We start from the raw sequence: 15,921 nt of genomic DNA, 5'->3' as shown, positions 1-15,921 counted from the left end.
CGGTCTTCGCTTGGTAGCGTCCGCGCCATGCGGCGAGCGGTATGTCCCGGTTCCTATGACCCAGCAACCAACGGGCACCTCGACATCATCGAGCGGGCTGCGCAGCTCTTCGACGAGGTCGTCGTTGCCGTGCTGATCAACAAGAAGAAACAGGGTCTGTTCACGATCGACGAGCGGCTGGCCATGCTGCGCGAGGTCACCGAGAAGCTGCCCAACGTGCGCGTCGACGCCTGGCACGGGCTGCTCGTCGACTACTGCAGGCAGCACGACATCAAAGCCATCGCGAAGGGGTTGCGTTCGGTCAGCGACTTCGACTACGAGTTGCAGATGGCGCAGATGAACCGGGAGCTCTCCGGGGTGGAGACCCTGTTGATGTCGAACAACCCGGCCTACAGCTTCCTGTCCAGCTCGCTGGTCAAGGAGGTCGCGACCTACGGTGGGGACGTCTCCCAGATGGTGCCGAAGGTCGTACACGAGCGTCTCGTCGCCAAGCTCGCCGAGCGCGGGTAGTTCAACTGAGCGTCACGCGCTGCTCACGTAGTCCGGTTACGGTGCGAAAATGACCAACTACCGAGTGCGCGTCATCACCGCCACGCTGGCTCTGGTCGCCGCCTTCCTCGGTGGTGCCACGCCTGCGCTGGCCGTCTCCCTGCCGAGCGTGCAAACCGAGTGCGGGGACACCTCCGACTTCCGGGTGGTGCCGCTGGCCGACCTGCCGGCCGAGGCCACCGACACCTACGACCTGATCCAGGTCGGCGGGCCGTATCCGTACCGGCAGGACGGCACGACGTTCCAGAACCGCGAGCGCCTGCTGCCCGACTGCGACCTGGGCTACTACGCCGAGTACACCGTCGAAACGCCGGGAAGCCCGACCCGCGGTGCACGGCGCATCGTGACCGGTGACGGCGGGGAGTACTTCTACACGGCCGACCACTACGCGAGCTTCGTACTGATCGATGTGACCTGACACGCCCGTACCCGGGTTGTTCACGCCAATCTCCGCGCCGAACGGGCAGACTGGAGTCCTGCACGTGGGGATCGATGGTGCGAGGGAGTTTGCCGTGTACCGGGTGTTCGAGGCTCTCGACGAGCTGGTCACGATCGTGGAGGAGGCGCGGGGCGTCCCGATGACCTCCAGCTGTGTGGTCCCGCGCGGCGACGCGCTGGAACTGCTGGACGACATCCGTGACGCGTTACCTGCCGAGGTCGACGACGCCCAGGACGTGCTCGACAAGCGTGATGAGCTCCTCCACAACGCGCACACCGAGGCGCAGAACACGATCAGCTCGGCCAACGCCGAAGCGGAGCGCACGCTCGCCGAGGCGAACGCCGAGGCCGACCGGCTGCTCGCTGAGGCACGTGCGCGTGCCGAACAGTTCCTCGCCGACGCGAACGCCGAGGCCGACCGTGCCGTCGCCGCGGGTCAGGCCGAGTACCGCGATCTCACCGAGCGCGCACGCGGGGAGTCGGAGCGGATGATCCAGGCAGGCCGCGATGCCTACGACCGCGCGGTCGAGGAGGGCAGGCACGAGCAGGCACGGTTGGTCGCCCAGACCGAGGTCGTGCAAGCCGCGCACGGCGAGGCGGGGCGGATCGTCGACGAGGCACACGCCGAGGCGGACCGGCAGCGCGGTGACTGTGACGCCTACGTGGACGGCAAGCTCGCCGAGTTCTCCGAGCTGTTGTCCACGACCTTGCGGACAGTGGACTCCGGGCGTAACCACCTGCGCGGGCCCTCGCAGCTGGGCGGTGGCCGCGGCGCGGTGTACGACTACCAGGCACATTAGCGACGCGGGAACTCCTTCCCGAACGCCTCGCGTACCCTTGTCGGCACAGGCACACGCCCGTGTCGGCGCGCCTGCCCCCATTCCATCCCGATCTTCGAAGAATCCGATGCCTGAAGAGAGCCTCGGCCAGGACCGTGCCAACGTGCGCGATCCGTGGCTGATCGATATTCGCGAGCTGGGCCGCAGGCCCGGCTCCAGCCGGCAGGTGGTGCTCGACGTGCGCGTCGACACCCCGCTCGGCGTGCCCGATGTGATCACCGTGCCCGAGGGGGCGAACGTCTCCCTCGACCTGCTGCTGGAGTCGGTCGTGGAGGGCGTGCTGGTCACCGGCACCGCGTCCGCGCCGACGGCAGGCCAGTGCTCGCGTTGCCTCGACCCGATGGCCGACGACGTCGAGGTCCAGCTGACCGAGCTGTTCGCCTACCCCGACTCCGCGACGGACGAGACCACCGAGGAAGACGAGGTCAGTCGCGTCGTCGACGACCGGATCGACCTGGAACCGGTGGTGCGCGACGCCGTCGTGCTGGCGCTGCCGCTGGTGCCGCTGTGCAGCGACGACTGCGCCGGGCTGTGCCAGGAATGCGGCGTGAAGTGGGCCGATCTCGAGCCCGGACACGGGCATGAGACGATAGACCCTCGGTGGGCCGCGCTGGTCGAGCGCTTGGAGGACACTTCGGGTGACACTCCGGCGAACGACTCGGACCGGTAGAGCCCGACGAGCACCAGCTCGACCCATTCGGCAAGCACGCTCGCGCCCGCGAGCAGACCTTGATGAGGAGAACCAGTCGTGGCCGTCCCGAAGCGGAAGATGTCGCGTTCCAACACCCGCTCGCGCCGCGCTCAGTGGAAGGCGGCTCCGGTGGAGCTGGTGGCCTGCCCCAACCGCGCGTGCCGGCAGCTCAAGCCCCAGCACGTCGCCTGCCCGGCGTGCGGCCAGTACAGCGGCCGTCAGGTTGTCGAGCCCGCCTGAGGCTGTCCGTTATGGGGGGTAAGTCGCCAACCGGCCCGGCAGCAGATCCCGCACCGCTACTCGCGGCGCTCGGCGTCGAGTTCGATGCCGAGCTGCTGACACTCGCGTTGACCCACCGTTCATACGCGTATGAGAACGGTGGGTTGCCGCCCAACGAGCGGTTGGAGTTTCTCGGGGACGCCGTGCTGGGCCTCGTGGTCACCGATCATCTGTACCGGCGGCATCCTGACCTGCCGGAAGGCCAGCTTGCGAAGCTGCGCGCCAGCGTGGTGAACATGCACGCGCTGGCGGGTGTCGCCCGCGATCTCGGCGAGGGCGGCCTCGGCGCGCACCTGCTCCTCGGCAAGGGGGAGGAGCTGACCGGCGGCCGCGACAAGGCCAGCATTCTCGCCGACGGGCTCGAAGCCGTGATCGGCGCGACCTACCTCGCGCACGGCATCGAGACGGCACGGGACCTCGTGCACCGGCTGTTCGGTGACCTGCTCGCCCAGGCGCCGCTGCGCGGGGCCGGGCTGGACTGGAAGACCAGCCTGCAGGAGCTGACCGCCTCTGCTGGGCTCGGGGTGCCGGAGTACAAGGTCGAGGACACAGGTCCGGACCACCGCAAGGAGTTCACCGCAATGGTGCTCGTCGGTGGCCGCGATCTCGGCCACGGCGCGGGTACGACGAAGAAGGAAGCCGAACAGAAGGCCGCCGAGTCCGCATGGCTGGCCCTCTCCGCCGAGCTCAAGCCCGACCAGCAGGACTGACGCTAGAGGATTTGACAGTGGTCTGCGTGGCGGTGCGGGTGGCGGAACCTGAGACTCCCGCCCGCCGGCCCGACCGCCACCCCTGGTCGGGACGCTTCGCGCCGCAGTGCCCTCGGCTCCGGGATCGCCTCCTCATGAATGTCCAATTCACCACGTCGTCGCTGTCCTCGCGAGAAGACGCCTCAGAACCCGCGCCGGTGCAGGCTGACGGCCCACAGCAAGCGGCTCCGCCGCTTCTAGGCTGGTCCTGTGCCTGAGCTTCCCGAGGTCGAAGTCGTCCGCGCCGGTCTCGAACGGCATGTGGCCGGGCGGGTCATCACCTCAGTCGAGGTCCTCCACCCGCGGGCCGTCCGGCGGCACGTCGCCGGCGCCGCGGACTTCACCGGCCGGCTCGGCGGTGTGCGGATCGACGCCGCCCGGCGGCGTGGCAAGTACCTCTGGCTCGACCTCGCCGACGACGAGGCGCTGCTGGCTCACCTCGGCATGAGCGGTCAGCTGCTCGTTCAGCCGGAGGGCATGCCCGACGAGAAGCACCTGCGGGTGCGCTTCCGTTTCGCCGACGGCGGGCCCGAGCTGCGCTTCGTGGACCAACGCACGTTCGGCGGGCTGGCGCTGGCCGACCTCGTCGATGCCGGCGGGACGATCGTGCCGAGCACCATCGCCCACATCGCCCGCGATCCCATGGATCCGCTGTTCGATCCGGCCACGGCCGTGCGGGCTCTGCGGTCGCGGCGCACCGAGATCAAGCGCGCGCTGCTGGACCAGACGCTCGTATCCGGCGTGGGCAACATCTACGCCGACGAGGCGTTGTGGCGCTCGAAGCTGCACTGGGCCCGCCCGACGGACCGGCTCACCGCCAAGCAGGCCGGCGCGGTGCTCGCCGCCGCCGCGGAGGTCATGTCCGAGGCGCTGGTCGCGGGTGGCACGTCCTTCGACGCGCTCTATGTCAACGTCAACGGGCAGTCCGGTTACTTCGACCGCTCGCTCAACGCCTACGGGCAGGAGGGCATGCCCTGCGGGCGCTGCGGCACCGAGATCCGGCGTGACCCGTTCATGAACCGCTCGTCGTTCTCCTGCCCGCGCTGCCAGCCGAAACCCCGCCAGGCGCCCTGAGCGGGCCGCGCCGGCGGTGCCAGACGCAACATGCCGGAAACCTGGGTCGTAACGTGGCCGTGCTGCATTGGACGCGTGCGCACGGAACAGAGACCTGCGGGCGTGGCCGGCACCGACGTGGAGACACTCGAGCTGCGGTACCGGGTGATCCACGGGTACCGCCGTGCCTACCGGATGGCCGGGCGGGGGCCCGCGGTGCTGTTCATCCACGGCATCGGCGACGACTCCGTGACGTGGCTGGACGTGCTGGACGCCCTCACCGCCGACTTCACCGTCATCGCCCCGGACCTGCTCGGCCACGGTGGTTCGGACAAGCCGCGGGCCGACTACTCGGTGGCCGCCTACGCCTGTGGCATGCGCGATCTGCTGGCCACACTGGACATCGAGCGGGTCAGCGTGGTCGGCCACTCGCTCGGCGGCGGCGTGGCCATGCAGTTCGCCTACCAGTTCCCTGAGCTGTGCGAGCGGCTGGTGCTCGTCTCCTCGGGCGGTGTCGCCCGGCAGATCCACCCGCTGCTGCGGCTGGCGGCGGCACCGGGTGCGGACCTGGTGGTCCCGGTGGCCGGTACCGCGCCCGTGCAGGCTGCGCTGCGGGCCGCGCGGCAGCTGGTGCGTGCCACCGGCGGGCTCGGACTCGGCGACGACTTCGACTATGTGTTCGACCGCTATGCCCGGCTCACCGACAGCAGGACGCGGCAGGCGTTCCTGCGCACCCTGCGGTCGGTGGTCGACTGGCGCGGCCAGGTCGTCAACATGCTCGACCGGTGCTACCTGAACGAGGAGATGCCCACGATGCTCGTGTGGGGTGGGCACGACAACGTCGTTCCCACCCCACATGCGGAGCTGGCCAGGCAGGCGATGCCGGGTAGCCGCCTGGAGATCTTTCAGGAGGCAGGGCACTTTCCGCACCACACGGCACCGCAGCGGTTTCTGGAGATCCTGCGCGAGTTCCTCACCGAGACCGCGCCGGCCAGGTACGACCCGCGGCGCTGGCGGGACCTGCTGCGGCTCGGCCACCGGCGGCGGCTCGGACCGGTGCCGGCTGCCGCCGCCAGAACCAGCGTGCCCAGTGGCACCTAGCTTAGAGCGCGTATGAGGACTATCGCGTACCGGCTGCGCACGGAGGACACTTCTCAGACGCGCTCTCAGAGGCCGGTGCCCATGGCGAGCTTGGCGAGCAGGTCACGCCCGCCCTCGGCGTTACGCGGCTGGCAGAGCACGTCGTAGCGCCGGGCCACGAGCTGGCTGTGCGAGACGAAGTCGCGCCGTCCACGTGTGGCGGCGTAGCTCGTTGCGGCAAAGATCAGGCCGAAGGCCACACCGGACAACAGCCCGATCCCGATCGGCAGCAGTCCCGCGCCCGGTGTGAAGAAGCTCAGTAGCAGGCCGACGAAAAGTCCGAACCATGCGCCCGACATCGCGCCGCTGCCGAGAACCTTGCCCCACGTCAGCCGGGCGGCGACCCGCTCGACGAGCATCGGCTCCACACCGACGATCGTGACGTCCTGCACGGGGAAGTCCTTGTCGGCGAGGTGATCGACCGCGCGCTGCGCCTCCTCGTACGTGCCGTAGGAGCCGATCGGCCAGCCGGTGGGCAGAGTCGGCAGCTGTGGGCTGGGCTGGGCTGTACGGAACGCGGGCTGCGAGAACGCTGTGGTCATGTTGCTCACCTCGTGGGCGAATGATGTTTCCCTTACAGCACGTCCAACGTCAGGTACCCCGCGGTTAGTGCCCGATGTGCGCAATTCACAGCAGGTTCTCAGCGTGCGACCGCTGTGCTCACGTGCCCGTTGACCGGCTCCAGCAGGGACACACCGCTGGGTGAGCCGACCGACAGCCACTGTCCGAAGTAGCGGATCGAGAACAGCTCGTCGAGCACCATGTAGGCTGCGCCGACGAGCCCGCCTTCCTCGCCGAGCCGCGCCCTTTCGATGCGTAGCTCCCGTGTGGACAGTGGAAGGGAGCGCCGGTAGATGGTCTCCCGGATGGTCGCGAGGAACAGATCGCCCGCTCCGGCGACCTTGCCGCCGAGCAGGATGATCGAGGGGTTGTAGAAGTTCACCATCGTCGCGAGCATCGCGCCGATCCGCCTGCCCGCCTGCACGAGCAGTTGCACGGCGTGATGGTCGCCCGCACGGGCTGCGGCGGTGACGTCCTCACCGGTGACGGTCCCGTTGGCCGTGAGTACGGCCGCCAGCGCGGGGCTCGTCCCGGACTGCGCCAGCGCCGCACCGTCCCTGGCCAGCGCCGCACCGCCGGCGAGCGCTTCGAGACATCCGGTCTTGCCGCAGCGGCACACCACACTGCTGTCGTCGGAGACGGCGGCGTGACCGATGTCGCCCGCGCAGCCCTGTGCACCACGGTGGAGCCGGCCGGCGTTGCTGATCCCGGCGCCGATACCGGTGCCGATCTTGATGTAGAGCAGGTCACCGCCCGCGATCGGCAGACCTGGGGTGCGGAGTTCGCCGAGGCAGAGCAGGTTCACCTCGTTGTCCACCCACACGGGGGCGTGGTAGCGCTGCGAGAGCCGGTCACGCACCGGGTAGTTGTTCCAGCCCGGCATGATCGGCGGTTCGGACGGGCGCGCCGTGGCGAACTCGACCGGGCCAGGCAGGCCGAGTCCGACGCCCCAGACGTCGTTGGTCGTGGCGCCGATCTCGGTGAGCAGCTCGTCGAGGGTTGCCTCCACCTCGGCGAGCACCGGCTCCGGTCCCTGTGCGATGTCGCAGTCGCGGTGGCGCATCGTCAGGACGGTGCCCATCAGGTCGGTGACGCCGGCGATGAAGCCGGTGGCGCCCAGCTCGGCGGTCAGAATCCGCCCTGCGTCCTTGCGGAAGCGAAGCGTCCTGGCCTGGCGGCCGCCCGTGGAGGGGTTGAGATCGCCCTCCTCCAGCAGGCCCGCATCGAGCAGCGTCGTGGTGCGCTGGGTGATGGCGGTCCTGCCGAGGCCGGTCCGCTCGCTCAGCGCCGGCCTGGTGTCCGCCTGTCCACTGCGCACCAGCTCCAGGAGACGTGTGTAGCTCTCCAGTAGCTCGGTGCTCGGCTCGTCCACGAGGACCCCCCTTATGTGCGGTGGCCCCCATCATATATCGGAGAGCGCGAAACTTCCGTTTGCTACATGCAATAGGTGGAATATCGGAAGCTTAAGAGGTTCCAGTGTGACGTGGGCTTCGCCATCGTCAAGATCTCGTTAACAGCAGGTCAGCACGCATCAAAGAGCCATCAGCGGCCCGGCGCGCCGGGTTCGCTATCGGTGAGGCTCTCGTCCGGACGGGGTACCCGCGAAGAGGTGACCCCACTGTGACGAGGACTCAGGGTGGCTGACTTCCTATTCGTTCTGTTACTGGTCGGCGGCTTCGTCGGCCTGGCGCTCACGGTACGTGGTCTGGAGAAGTTGTGACCGGCGCCGGAACGCTCGCGAACATCATTGCCGGTGTGCTGGGCCTCGGCCTGCTGGGGTACCTGTTCGTCGCGCTGCTGAAACCGGAGAAGTTCTGACATGACGGACTTCTCGGCCGGCCTGATCCAGGTCGGCCTTCTCATTGTGCTGCTGGCGGCGGTCCACCGGCCGCTCGGAGACTACCTGGCCCGGGTGTTCTCCTCGACGCGACACTGGCGGGTCGAGCGCGCGCTGTACCGGCTGTTCCGGGTAGACCCGGGTTCCGAGCAGCGCTGGAGTACCTACGCGATCTCGCTGCTCGGCTTCTCGTTCGTCTCCATCGTGCTGCTGTACCTGCTGCAGCGGCTGCAGGCGCTGCTTCCGCTGGACTTCGGCCGCGGCGCCGTCGAACCCGGGATGGCTTTCAACACCGCGATCAGCTTCGTGACGAACACGAACTGGCAGTCGTATTCCGGCGAGGTCGTCATGGGCCACACGGTCCAGCTGGCCGGCCTCACGGTGCAGAACTTCCTCTCCGCGGCTGTCGGTCTCAGCGTGGCGGTGGCGCTCATCCGCGGCCTCGTCCGTCGCGAGGCGGGCCGGATCGGCAACTTCTGGGTCGACCTGACCCGCGGCACCATCCGTGTCCTCCTGCCGATCTCGTTCGTCGCGGCGATCGTGCTCATCGGGCTCGGCGTCGTGCAGAGCCTGCGTTCCGGTGTGGACGTCACGAACCCCGACGGCACGCAGAGCACGATCGCGCTGGCGCCCGCGGCGAGCCAGGAAGCGATCAAGCAGCTCGGCACCAACGGCGGCGGGATCTTCAACGCCAACTCCGCGCATCCGTTCGAGAACCCGAACGTGTGGAGCAACCTGCTGGAGACCTTCCTGATGCTGGTGATCCCGGTGTCGTTGACGCGCACGTTCGGCACGCTCGTCGGCAACCGGCGACAGGGCTACGTCCTGCTCTCGGTCATGGGTGTGCTGTGGAGCGCGATGCTCGCGGTGACCTGGTGGGCCGAGACGCATCCGAACGGGCCGGCCGCCCTTCTCGCCGGTGCCGGGATGGAAGGCAAGGAGCAGCGCTTCGGGCTCGCCCTTTCGGCGCTGTGGGCCACCAGCACCACGGGCACGTCCACCGGTGCCGTCAACTCCATGCACGACAGCTTCAGCGGCCTCGGCGGCGGGGCGACCCTGCTGCACATGCTGTTCAGCGAGGTGACTCCTGGCGGTGTCGGTGGCGGACTCTACGGGATTCTCGTGCTGGCGATCATCGCGATGTTCCTCGCCGGGCTGATGGTCGGCAGGACGCCGGACTACCTCGGCAAGAAGCTCGGCCGCAGGGAGGTCACCTGCGCGGCCGTCGCGATGCTGGCCATGCCGGCCGTGGTGCTGCTCGGCACGGGCGTGACGCTGCTCCTGCCCGGTGAGGTGTCCGCGGCGCTGGCCAACTCCGGCCCGCACGGACTGTCCGAAGTGCTCTACGCCTACGCCTCGGCAGGCAACAACAACGGCAGCGCGTTCGCCGGGCTCACCGTTACCAGCGACTGGTTCCAGGGCTCACTCGGCATCGTCATGCTGCTGGCCAGGTTCATCCCCATCCTGGCGGTACTGCGGCTGGCCGGTTCGCTGGCGGCGCAGAAGAAGGTGCCCGACACAGCTGGCTCCCTGCCGACCACGAGCCCGCTGTTCGGCACGATGCTCGCCGGCACGGTCGTACTCGTCTCGGCACTGACCTTCATCCCCGCGCTCGCGCTGGGGCCGATCGCGGAGGCACTCTCTTGACAGTCTCGGTGCTAGTTCGCGGCAATCAAGGTGACCGCAGAGCGCGCTTTCTCTGGCCGCGATCGGGGCGGCAGGGCGTCCATCCGAACTGCGTCACCCGAACTCTCAAGGAGCGCCCTGCCGCCCCGATCGCGGTGGCGCGCAAACCCGCGGAGGAAGCATGACCGTAGAGACACGAAGTCGCGCCCCCGAGGGCCCGACGCCGCACCACGTCGAGAACGCAGGCAGAGTCGGCGCGGGGGTGTTCAACCCCCGCCAGCTGCTCACCTCACTGCCGGACGCGCTGCGCAAGCTCAGCCCGCGGCACCAGCTGAAGAACCCCGTGATGTTCGTCGTGTGGGCAGGCTCCGTACTGGTGACCGTGTTCGCGATCGCCGACCCGAGTGTCTTCACGATCCTGATCGCGGCCTGGCTGTGGTTCACGGTCCTGTTCGCCAACCTCGCCGAGGCCGTCGCAGAGGGGCGGGGCAAGGCGCAGGCGGACTCGCTGCGGCGGACCAGGAAGGAGACCGTCGCGCGCCGCCTGTGCGACGACGGCCGCGAGGAGGAGGTGCCAGGCGCGCAACTGCGGGTCGGCGATCGGGTCGTGGTCGAGGCAGGGCAGACGATCCCCGGCGACGGTGACGTGATCGAGGGCATCGCCACGGTCGACGAGTCGGCCATCACCGGCGAGTCGGCGCCGGTGATCCGTGAGTCCGGCGGCGACCGCAGCGCCGTCACCGGCGGCACCACGGTGCTGTCCGACCGGATCGTCGTGCGCATCACGAGCAAGCCGGGGGAGTCGTTCGTCGACCGGATGATCGCACTCGTCGAAGGTGCCTCGCGGCAGAAGACGCCGAACGAGATCGCGCTGACGATCCTGCTCTCGACGTTGACGATCATCTTCCTGCTGGCCGTGCTGGCCCTGCAGCCGATGGCGTCCTACTCAGGGAGCACGCTGTCGGTGATCGTGCTGACCGCGTTGCTCGTGTGCCTGATCCCGACCACGATCGGCGCGCTGCTCTCCGCGATCGGCATCGCCGGCATGGACCGGCTCGTGCAGCGCAACGTGCTCGCGACGTCGGGCCGGGCGGTGGAGGCCGCCGGTGACGTGTCGACGCTGCTGCTGGACAAGACCGGCACCATCACCTTCGGCAACCGAAGGGCGACCGCCCTGCACCCGGTCGGCTCCTCCACCGTCGAGGAACTGGCCGAGGCCGCCCGGCTCGCGAGCCTCGCGGACGGCACGCCGGAGGGCCGCAGCATCGTCGAACTGGTCGGGCGGGACTTCCCCGGAACAGCCGGCGACGAGCGGTCCGGGCACTTCGTGCCCTTCAGCGCGCAGACCCGGATGAGCGGCCTCGACCTCGACGGCCGCCAGATCCGCAAGGGCGCCGTCGAGGCGGTGCGGGGCTGGGTGGCCGAGCACCGCGGCGTGCTGCCGGGGGAGACCGTCCGGATCAGCAGGGAGATCGGCGAGCAGGGCGGCACGCCACTCGTCGTGGCCGAGCTCATCGGCGGCGACGCCGTGGTGCGCGGTGTCATCCAGCTGTCCGATGTCGTCAAGCCCGGCATGCGAGAGCGGTTCCGGCGCCTGCGTGCGATGGGCATCAAGACCGTCATGATCACCGGGGACAACCCGCTGACAGCCAAGGCCATCGCGGCCGAGGCCGGGGTCGACGACTACCTCGCCGAGGCGAAGCCGGAGGACAAGCTCGCGCTGATCCACAAGGAGCAGGAGGGCGGCAGGCTCGTCGCGATGACCGGCGACGGCACCAACGACGCCCCGGCGCTCGCCGCCTCCGACGTCGGTGTGGCCATGAACACCGGCACCTCGGCGGCCAAGGAAGCCGGCAACATGGTCGATCTCGACTCCGACCCGACCAAACTCATCGCGATCGTCGAGATCGGCAAGCAGCTGCTGATCACCCGGGGTGCGCTGACGACCTTCAGTATCGCCAACGACCTCGCCAAGTACTTCGCGATCCTGCCCGCGATGTTCCTGGCGATCTATCCGCAGCTCGATGCGCTCAACATCATGCGGCTGGCGACGCCGGAGTCGGCGATCCTCTCGGCGGTGATCTTCAATGCGCTGATCATCGTGGCGCTGATCCCGCTGGCGCTGCGGGGTGTGCGGTACACGCCGTCCAGCGCCTCCGCGCTGCTACGGCGCAACCTGCTGGTCTACGGGTTGGGCGGCATCGTCACGCCGTTCGCCGGGATCTGGCTCATTGATCAACTCGTCAGGCTGATTCCGGGAATCGGGTGAGGTGTGGTGCTGAAAACGTTCTTCCGGCAGTCCGGCGTCGCGATCCGGGTGCTCGTGGTGTTCACCGTGCTGCTCGGGGTGGTGTACCCGCTCGGTGTGTGGGCGGTGTCGCGGCTACCCGGCCTCCACGATCGTGCCGAGGGGTCGCTGATCGAGCGCGACGGTGTCGTGGTGGGTTCCGCGCTGATCGGGATCAACCCGGTGTTCGACGGCCTGCCCCGGCAGGATCCGTGGTTCCACACGCGCCCGTCGGCCAGTGCCGAGGATCCGCTCGGCCAGGGCGACCCCGCCACCTCCGGTGGTTCCAACGCCTCGGCCTTCAACCCCGAGCAGACAGAGCTGGTGCAGCAGCGCAAGGCGCTCATCGCCGAGCGGGAGGGCGTCGCCCCCGCGATGGTGCCCGCCGACGCCGTGACCGCATCGGGCTCCGGCGTCGACCCGGGCATCAGCTCCGCCTACGCCGAACTGCAGGCGGCCCGCGTCGCCCGCAACAACGGTGTGTCCGAGGCCGTGGTGCGCGCCCTCATCACCGAGCACACCAGCACACAGGCCATCGGTGTGCCCTCGGTGAACGTGCTGGAGCTCAACCTCGCGGTGCACGCCGCCGCGAGCCGGTAGGTGGCGCACACTGGAGCCGTGGACGTGGACCGTGGGCCGGAGCGGCCACGCCGGGGGGAGCTGCGCATCTACCTCGGCGCGGCCCCCGGCGTCGGCAAGACCTACGCGATGCTCGGTGAGGCGCACCGGCGGCTGGGACGTGGCACCGACGTGGTGCTGGGCGTGGTGGAAACCCATGGCAGGGAGAAGACCGCGCAGCTGCTCGAAGGGCTGGAGACGGTTCCACGGCGCGCACTCGTCCATCGGGGCCGCGAGTTCACCGAGATGGACGTCGATGGCGTGCTCGCCCGCAAGCCCGAGGTGGCCGTCGTCGACGAACTCGCCCACACCAACGTGCCCGGCTCGCGCAACGAGAAGCGCTGGCAGGACGTCGAGGAGCTGCTCGATGCCGGTATCACCGTCCTGACCACGGTGAACGTGCAGCACCTCGAAAGCCTCAGCGACGTCGTCGAGCGCATCACCGGCGTCCCCCAGCAGGAGACGCTGCCGGACGAGGTACTCCGCCGCGCCGAGCAGATCGAGCTGGTCGACATCACGCCGGAGGCGCTGCGGCGCAGACTGGCGCATGGCAACGTGTATCCCGCCGAGCGGATCGACGCAGCGCTGAGCAACTACTTCCGGGTCGGCAACCTCACCGCCCTGCGCGAGCTCGCGCTGCTGTGGGTGGCCGATCAGGTCGACCTCGCCCTGCAGCACTATCGCGCCGAGCAGGACATCACCGAGACGTGGGAGGCGCGCGAACGTGTCGTCGTAGCGATCACCGGCGGGCCGGAGAGCGAGACGCTCATCCACCGCGCGCGCCGGATCGCCACGCGGGCGGGCGCGGACCTGCTGGTGCTGCACATCCTGCGCGGCGACGGCCTCGCCGGTTCCGTGCCGACGGCGACCGGCCGCTACCGCAAGATGGCCGAGGAGGTCGGCGCCACGTTCCACACGGTCGTCGGCGACGACGTGCCGAGCGCATTGCTCGATTTCGCGAGGGGTGTCAACGCCACGCAGCTGGTGCTCGGGACGTCCCGGCGATCCCGGCTCGCGCGGCTTTTCGACGAGGGCATCGGTGCGACGGTCGTGCAGGACTCCGGGCCGATCGACGTGCACATGGTCACCCACGACGAGGCAGGCGGGCGGCTTCGGGCCCGGCTCTGGCGGGGCATCGCCAGCCCGTTGGGTCTGGTCCGCAATGGGCTCGGCTGGCTGCTGGCGGTGCTGCTGCCCATGCTGGCGACGCTGCCCGGCATCCTGCTGGAAGGTCACGTGGACTTCTCCAGCGACGTGGTGTTCTACTTCCTCGCGATCGTCATCGTGGCAGTCGTCGGCGGCCTCGGTCCCGCGCTCGTCGCCGCGCTGCTGTCGGCGGGCCTGCTCAACTTCTTCTTCACCCCGCCGCTCCACACCCTGGCGGTGGCGTCGCAGCGCGATGTGCTGACCCTCGTGGCGATGTTCATCGTGGCGGGCCTGGTCGCCCTCGTGGTGGACATGGCCGCGCGGCGCGCGGCACTCGCGGCACGTGCCCGTACGGAGGCATCCCTGCTCGCCTCGTACGCGCGAACGGTGCTGGCTCACCCTGAACCGCTCGAGCGACTGCTGGAGAAGGTGCGGGAGAACTTCGGCCAGACATCGGTGGGACTGCTGGAGAAGCAGGACGGGCAATGGCGGCGAGTGGCCCAGGCCGGTGGCGAGCGCTGCCCTGAGCCGGATGAGGCCGATGTGGACATCCCTGTGACAGACGACGTGCACCTGACCCTGCGCGGCCGCTCGTTGCCCGCCGCCGACCGCGGCGTGCTCGAAGCCGCGGCAGGGCAGGCGCTGCTCGCCCTGCGACAGCAGCGGATGGCGGCAAAGACGTTGGCGGCAGAGCGCAAAGCGCACGCCACCGAGTTGCGCACCGCGCTGCTCTCGGCGGTCGGCCACGACCTGCGAACTCCGCTGACCTCGATCAAGGCGTCCATCGGCAGCCTGCGCGCGCCGGACCTCCAACTGTCCGAAACGGACACGGGCGAGCTGCTGGAGACGATCGAGGTCTCCGCCGACCGGCTCACCGCGCTGGTGGACAACCTCCTCGACTCCTCGCGGCTGGCGACCGGCGCGGTGAGTCCGCACCTGCAACCCGTTGGCTACGACGAGATCGTCGCGCGAGCGATGTCCAATCTGGACGGATTGGCCGGCGTTGTCGTCGAGGTGAGCGAGGACCTGCCGTGGGTAAGGGCCGATCCGGGGTTACTGGAGCGGGTGGTGGCCAACGTCGTCGCGAACGCACTACGGCACGGCCGTGGGACCGAACCCGTTGCGATACGGGCGAGTGCGTACGCCCATCGCGTGGAACTGCGGGTCGTCGATCACGGACCGGGCCTGCCCAAGGGGGCGGCCGACTCGGCCTTCATCCCGTTCCAGCGGTTGCCGGAGAAGGCACCGCGCGCACTGGCCGGTGACCGCGACGCCACCCCCGGCGTCGGGCTCGGGTTGTATGTCGCGAAAGGATTCACCGAGGCCATGGGTGGCACGATCCGGGCCGAGGACACCCCGGGGGGAGGGCTCACCGTGGTGATCTCGCTGCCTGCCGATCGCGGAGTGGAGGAGCATGCCTGAGGAGTCCAGCAAGGTGCTCGTCGTCGACGACGACCCGCAGATCGCGCGTGCCCTGCGCATCAACCTCTCCGCGCGCGGCTACCAGGTGGTCACCGCTCACGACGGGACGGCGGCGCTGAAGGCCGTGGCCGAAACGCGCCCCGACGTCGTCGTGCTGGATCTGGGGCTGCCGGACATCGACGGCATCGACGTGATCAACGGCCTTCGTGGCTGGACCCAGGTGCCGATCATCGTGCTGTCCGCGCGGGACGACTCGGCGGACAAGGTCACGGCGCTCGACGCGGGCGCGGACGACTACGTGACCAAACCGTTCGGGATGGATGAGCTGCTCGCACGGCTGCGTGCGGCTGTGCGCCGCTCGACGGTGGCGGTCGCCGATGCCGAGGCCGTCGTCGAGGCGGCCTCCTTCACGATCGACCTGTCGGCGAAGAAGGTGCGGCGCGACGGGTCGGAGGTGCACCTGACGAAGACCGAGTGGCGGCTGATGGAGCTGCTGGTGCGCAACCGCGGCCGGCTCGTCACCCAGAAACAGCTGCTCCACGACGTGTGGGGCCCGTCGTACGACACGGAGTCCCACTACCTGCGGGTCTACGTCGCGCAGCTGCGCCGCAAGCTCGAACCGGAGCCCTCCCGGCCTCGCCACCTGCTGACCGAGCCGGGCATGGGCTACCGCTTCGAGCCCTGAG

16 protein-coding genes are annotated in these 15,921 nt (G+C 69.3%); 14 read left to right on the top strand and 2 right to left on the bottom strand.

Annotated elements, in window-relative coordinates; translation table 11 throughout:
* Positions 1 to 27: 27 nt before the first annotated feature.
* The 8 genes from coaD to ABZ863_RS07445 all read left to right on the top strand — a co-directional run bounded on the left by coaD (position 28) and on the right by ABZ863_RS07445 (position 5,699).
* Complete coding sequence (gene coaD, locus ABZ863_RS07480; RefSeq protein ID WP_358532091.1) at positions 28 to 510, top strand: pantetheine-phosphate adenylyltransferase; 483 nt, start codon at positions 28 to 30, stop codon at positions 508 to 510.
* 49 nt (positions 511 to 559) lie between these two features.
* The gene (locus ABZ863_RS07475) at positions 560 to 967 is read left to right on the top strand and encodes a ribonuclease domain-containing protein (protein ID WP_358532089.1); all 408 of its coding nucleotides are present in this window, start codon (positions 560 to 562) and stop codon (positions 965 to 967) included.
* Positions 968 to 1,061: 94 nt separating this feature from the next.
* On the top strand, positions 1,062 to 1,787 hold the full coding sequence (locus ABZ863_RS07470; protein ID WP_358532087.1) for a DivIVA domain-containing protein: 726 nt from the start codon (positions 1,062 to 1,064) through the stop codon (positions 1,785 to 1,787).
* A 106-nt stretch (positions 1,788 to 1,893) separates the two neighbouring features.
* Positions 1,894 to 2,496 carry a DUF177 domain-containing protein gene (locus ABZ863_RS07465; protein WP_358532086.1) on the top strand — a complete coding sequence of 201 codons (603 nt, stop codon included), beginning with the start codon at positions 1,894 to 1,896 and terminating at the stop codon, positions 2,494 to 2,496.
* Positions 2,497 to 2,574: 78 nt separating this feature from the next.
* Positions 2,575 to 2,757 (top strand): 50S ribosomal protein L32, encoded by a 183-nt coding sequence (rpmF, locus tag ABZ863_RS07460; RefSeq protein ID WP_110342243.1) that lies wholly within the window; start codon positions 2,575 to 2,577, stop codon positions 2,755 to 2,757.
* 11 nt (positions 2,758 to 2,768) lie between these two features.
* Complete coding sequence (gene rnc / locus ABZ863_RS07455) at positions 2,769 to 3,506, top strand: ribonuclease III (RefSeq protein WP_358532084.1); 738 nt, start codon at positions 2,769 to 2,771, stop codon at positions 3,504 to 3,506.
* A 249-nt stretch (positions 3,507 to 3,755) separates the two neighbouring features.
* The gene (gene mutM / locus ABZ863_RS07450; protein WP_358532083.1) at positions 3,756 to 4,619 is read left to right on the top strand and encodes a bifunctional DNA-formamidopyrimidine glycosylase/DNA-(apurinic or apyrimidinic site) lyase; all 864 of its coding nucleotides are present in this window, start codon (positions 3,756 to 3,758) and stop codon (positions 4,617 to 4,619) included.
* A gap of 75 nt (positions 4,620 to 4,694) precedes the next feature.
* Positions 4,695 to 5,699: an alpha/beta fold hydrolase gene (locus ABZ863_RS07445; RefSeq protein ID WP_358532081.1), complete on the top strand. Its 1,005-nt coding sequence runs from the start codon at positions 4,695 to 4,697 to the stop codon at positions 5,697 to 5,699.
* 65 nt (positions 5,700 to 5,764) lie between these two features.
* Here ABZ863_RS07445 and ABZ863_RS07440 read toward each other — a convergent pair whose 3' ends face one another.
* Complete coding sequence (locus ABZ863_RS07440; protein WP_358532079.1) at positions 5,765 to 6,280, bottom strand: general stress protein; 516 nt, start codon at positions 6,278 to 6,280, stop codon at positions 5,765 to 5,767.
* Positions 6,281 to 6,378: 98 nt separating this feature from the next.
* Entirely contained in the window at positions 6,379 to 7,671 is a 1,293-nt protein-coding gene (locus tag ABZ863_RS07435) for an ROK family protein (RefSeq protein WP_358532077.1), read from the bottom strand.
* A 344-nt stretch (positions 7,672 to 8,015) separates the two neighbouring features.
* Here ABZ863_RS07435 and kdpF point away from each other — a divergent pair, with 344 nt between their 5' ends.
* The 6 genes from kdpF to ABZ863_RS07405 all read left to right on the top strand — a co-directional run bounded on the left by kdpF (position 8,016) and on the right by ABZ863_RS07405 (position 15,920).
* Complete coding sequence (gene kdpF / locus ABZ863_RS07430; protein ID WP_358532076.1) at positions 8,016 to 8,117, top strand: K(+)-transporting ATPase subunit F; 102 nt, start codon at positions 8,016 to 8,018, stop codon at positions 8,115 to 8,117.
* 1 nt (position 8,118) lies between these two features.
* The gene (gene kdpA, locus ABZ863_RS07425; protein ID WP_358532074.1) at positions 8,119 to 9,783 is read left to right on the top strand and encodes a potassium-transporting ATPase subunit KdpA; all 1,665 of its coding nucleotides are present in this window, start codon (positions 8,119 to 8,121) and stop codon (positions 9,781 to 9,783) included.
* A gap of 160 nt (positions 9,784 to 9,943) precedes the next feature.
* Positions 9,944 to 12,031 (top strand): potassium-transporting ATPase subunit KdpB, encoded by a 2,088-nt coding sequence (kdpB, locus tag ABZ863_RS07420; RefSeq protein ID WP_358532072.1) that lies wholly within the window; start codon positions 9,944 to 9,946, stop codon positions 12,029 to 12,031.
* A gap of 9 nt (positions 12,032 to 12,040) precedes the next feature.
* Positions 12,041 to 12,649, top strand: a complete 609-nt coding sequence (locus ABZ863_RS07415; protein ID WP_358532408.1) for a potassium-transporting ATPase subunit C — start codon at positions 12,041 to 12,043, stop codon at positions 12,647 to 12,649.
* Positions 12,650 to 12,667: 18 nt separating this feature from the next.
* Positions 12,668 to 15,235 (top strand): sensor histidine kinase KdpD, encoded by a 2,568-nt coding sequence (locus ABZ863_RS07410; protein WP_358532070.1) that lies wholly within the window; start codon positions 12,668 to 12,670, stop codon positions 15,233 to 15,235.
* A complete protein-coding gene (locus ABZ863_RS07405) occupies positions 15,228 to 15,920 on the top strand; it encodes a response regulator (RefSeq protein WP_358532068.1) in 693 nt (230 codons plus the stop codon). The genes ABZ863_RS07410 and ABZ863_RS07405 overlap by 8 nt, the downstream gene beginning before the upstream one ends.
* Position 15,921: the final 1 nt, after the last annotated feature.

Source organism: Saccharomonospora sp. NPDC046836 (assembly GCF_040645195.1).
GTDB lineage: Bacteria > Actinomycetota > Actinomycetes > Mycobacteriales > Pseudonocardiaceae > Prauserella_A.
The sequence above is the reverse complement of the archived record's forward strand: the minus strand, read 5'-3'. Positions and strand labels throughout refer to the sequence as shown.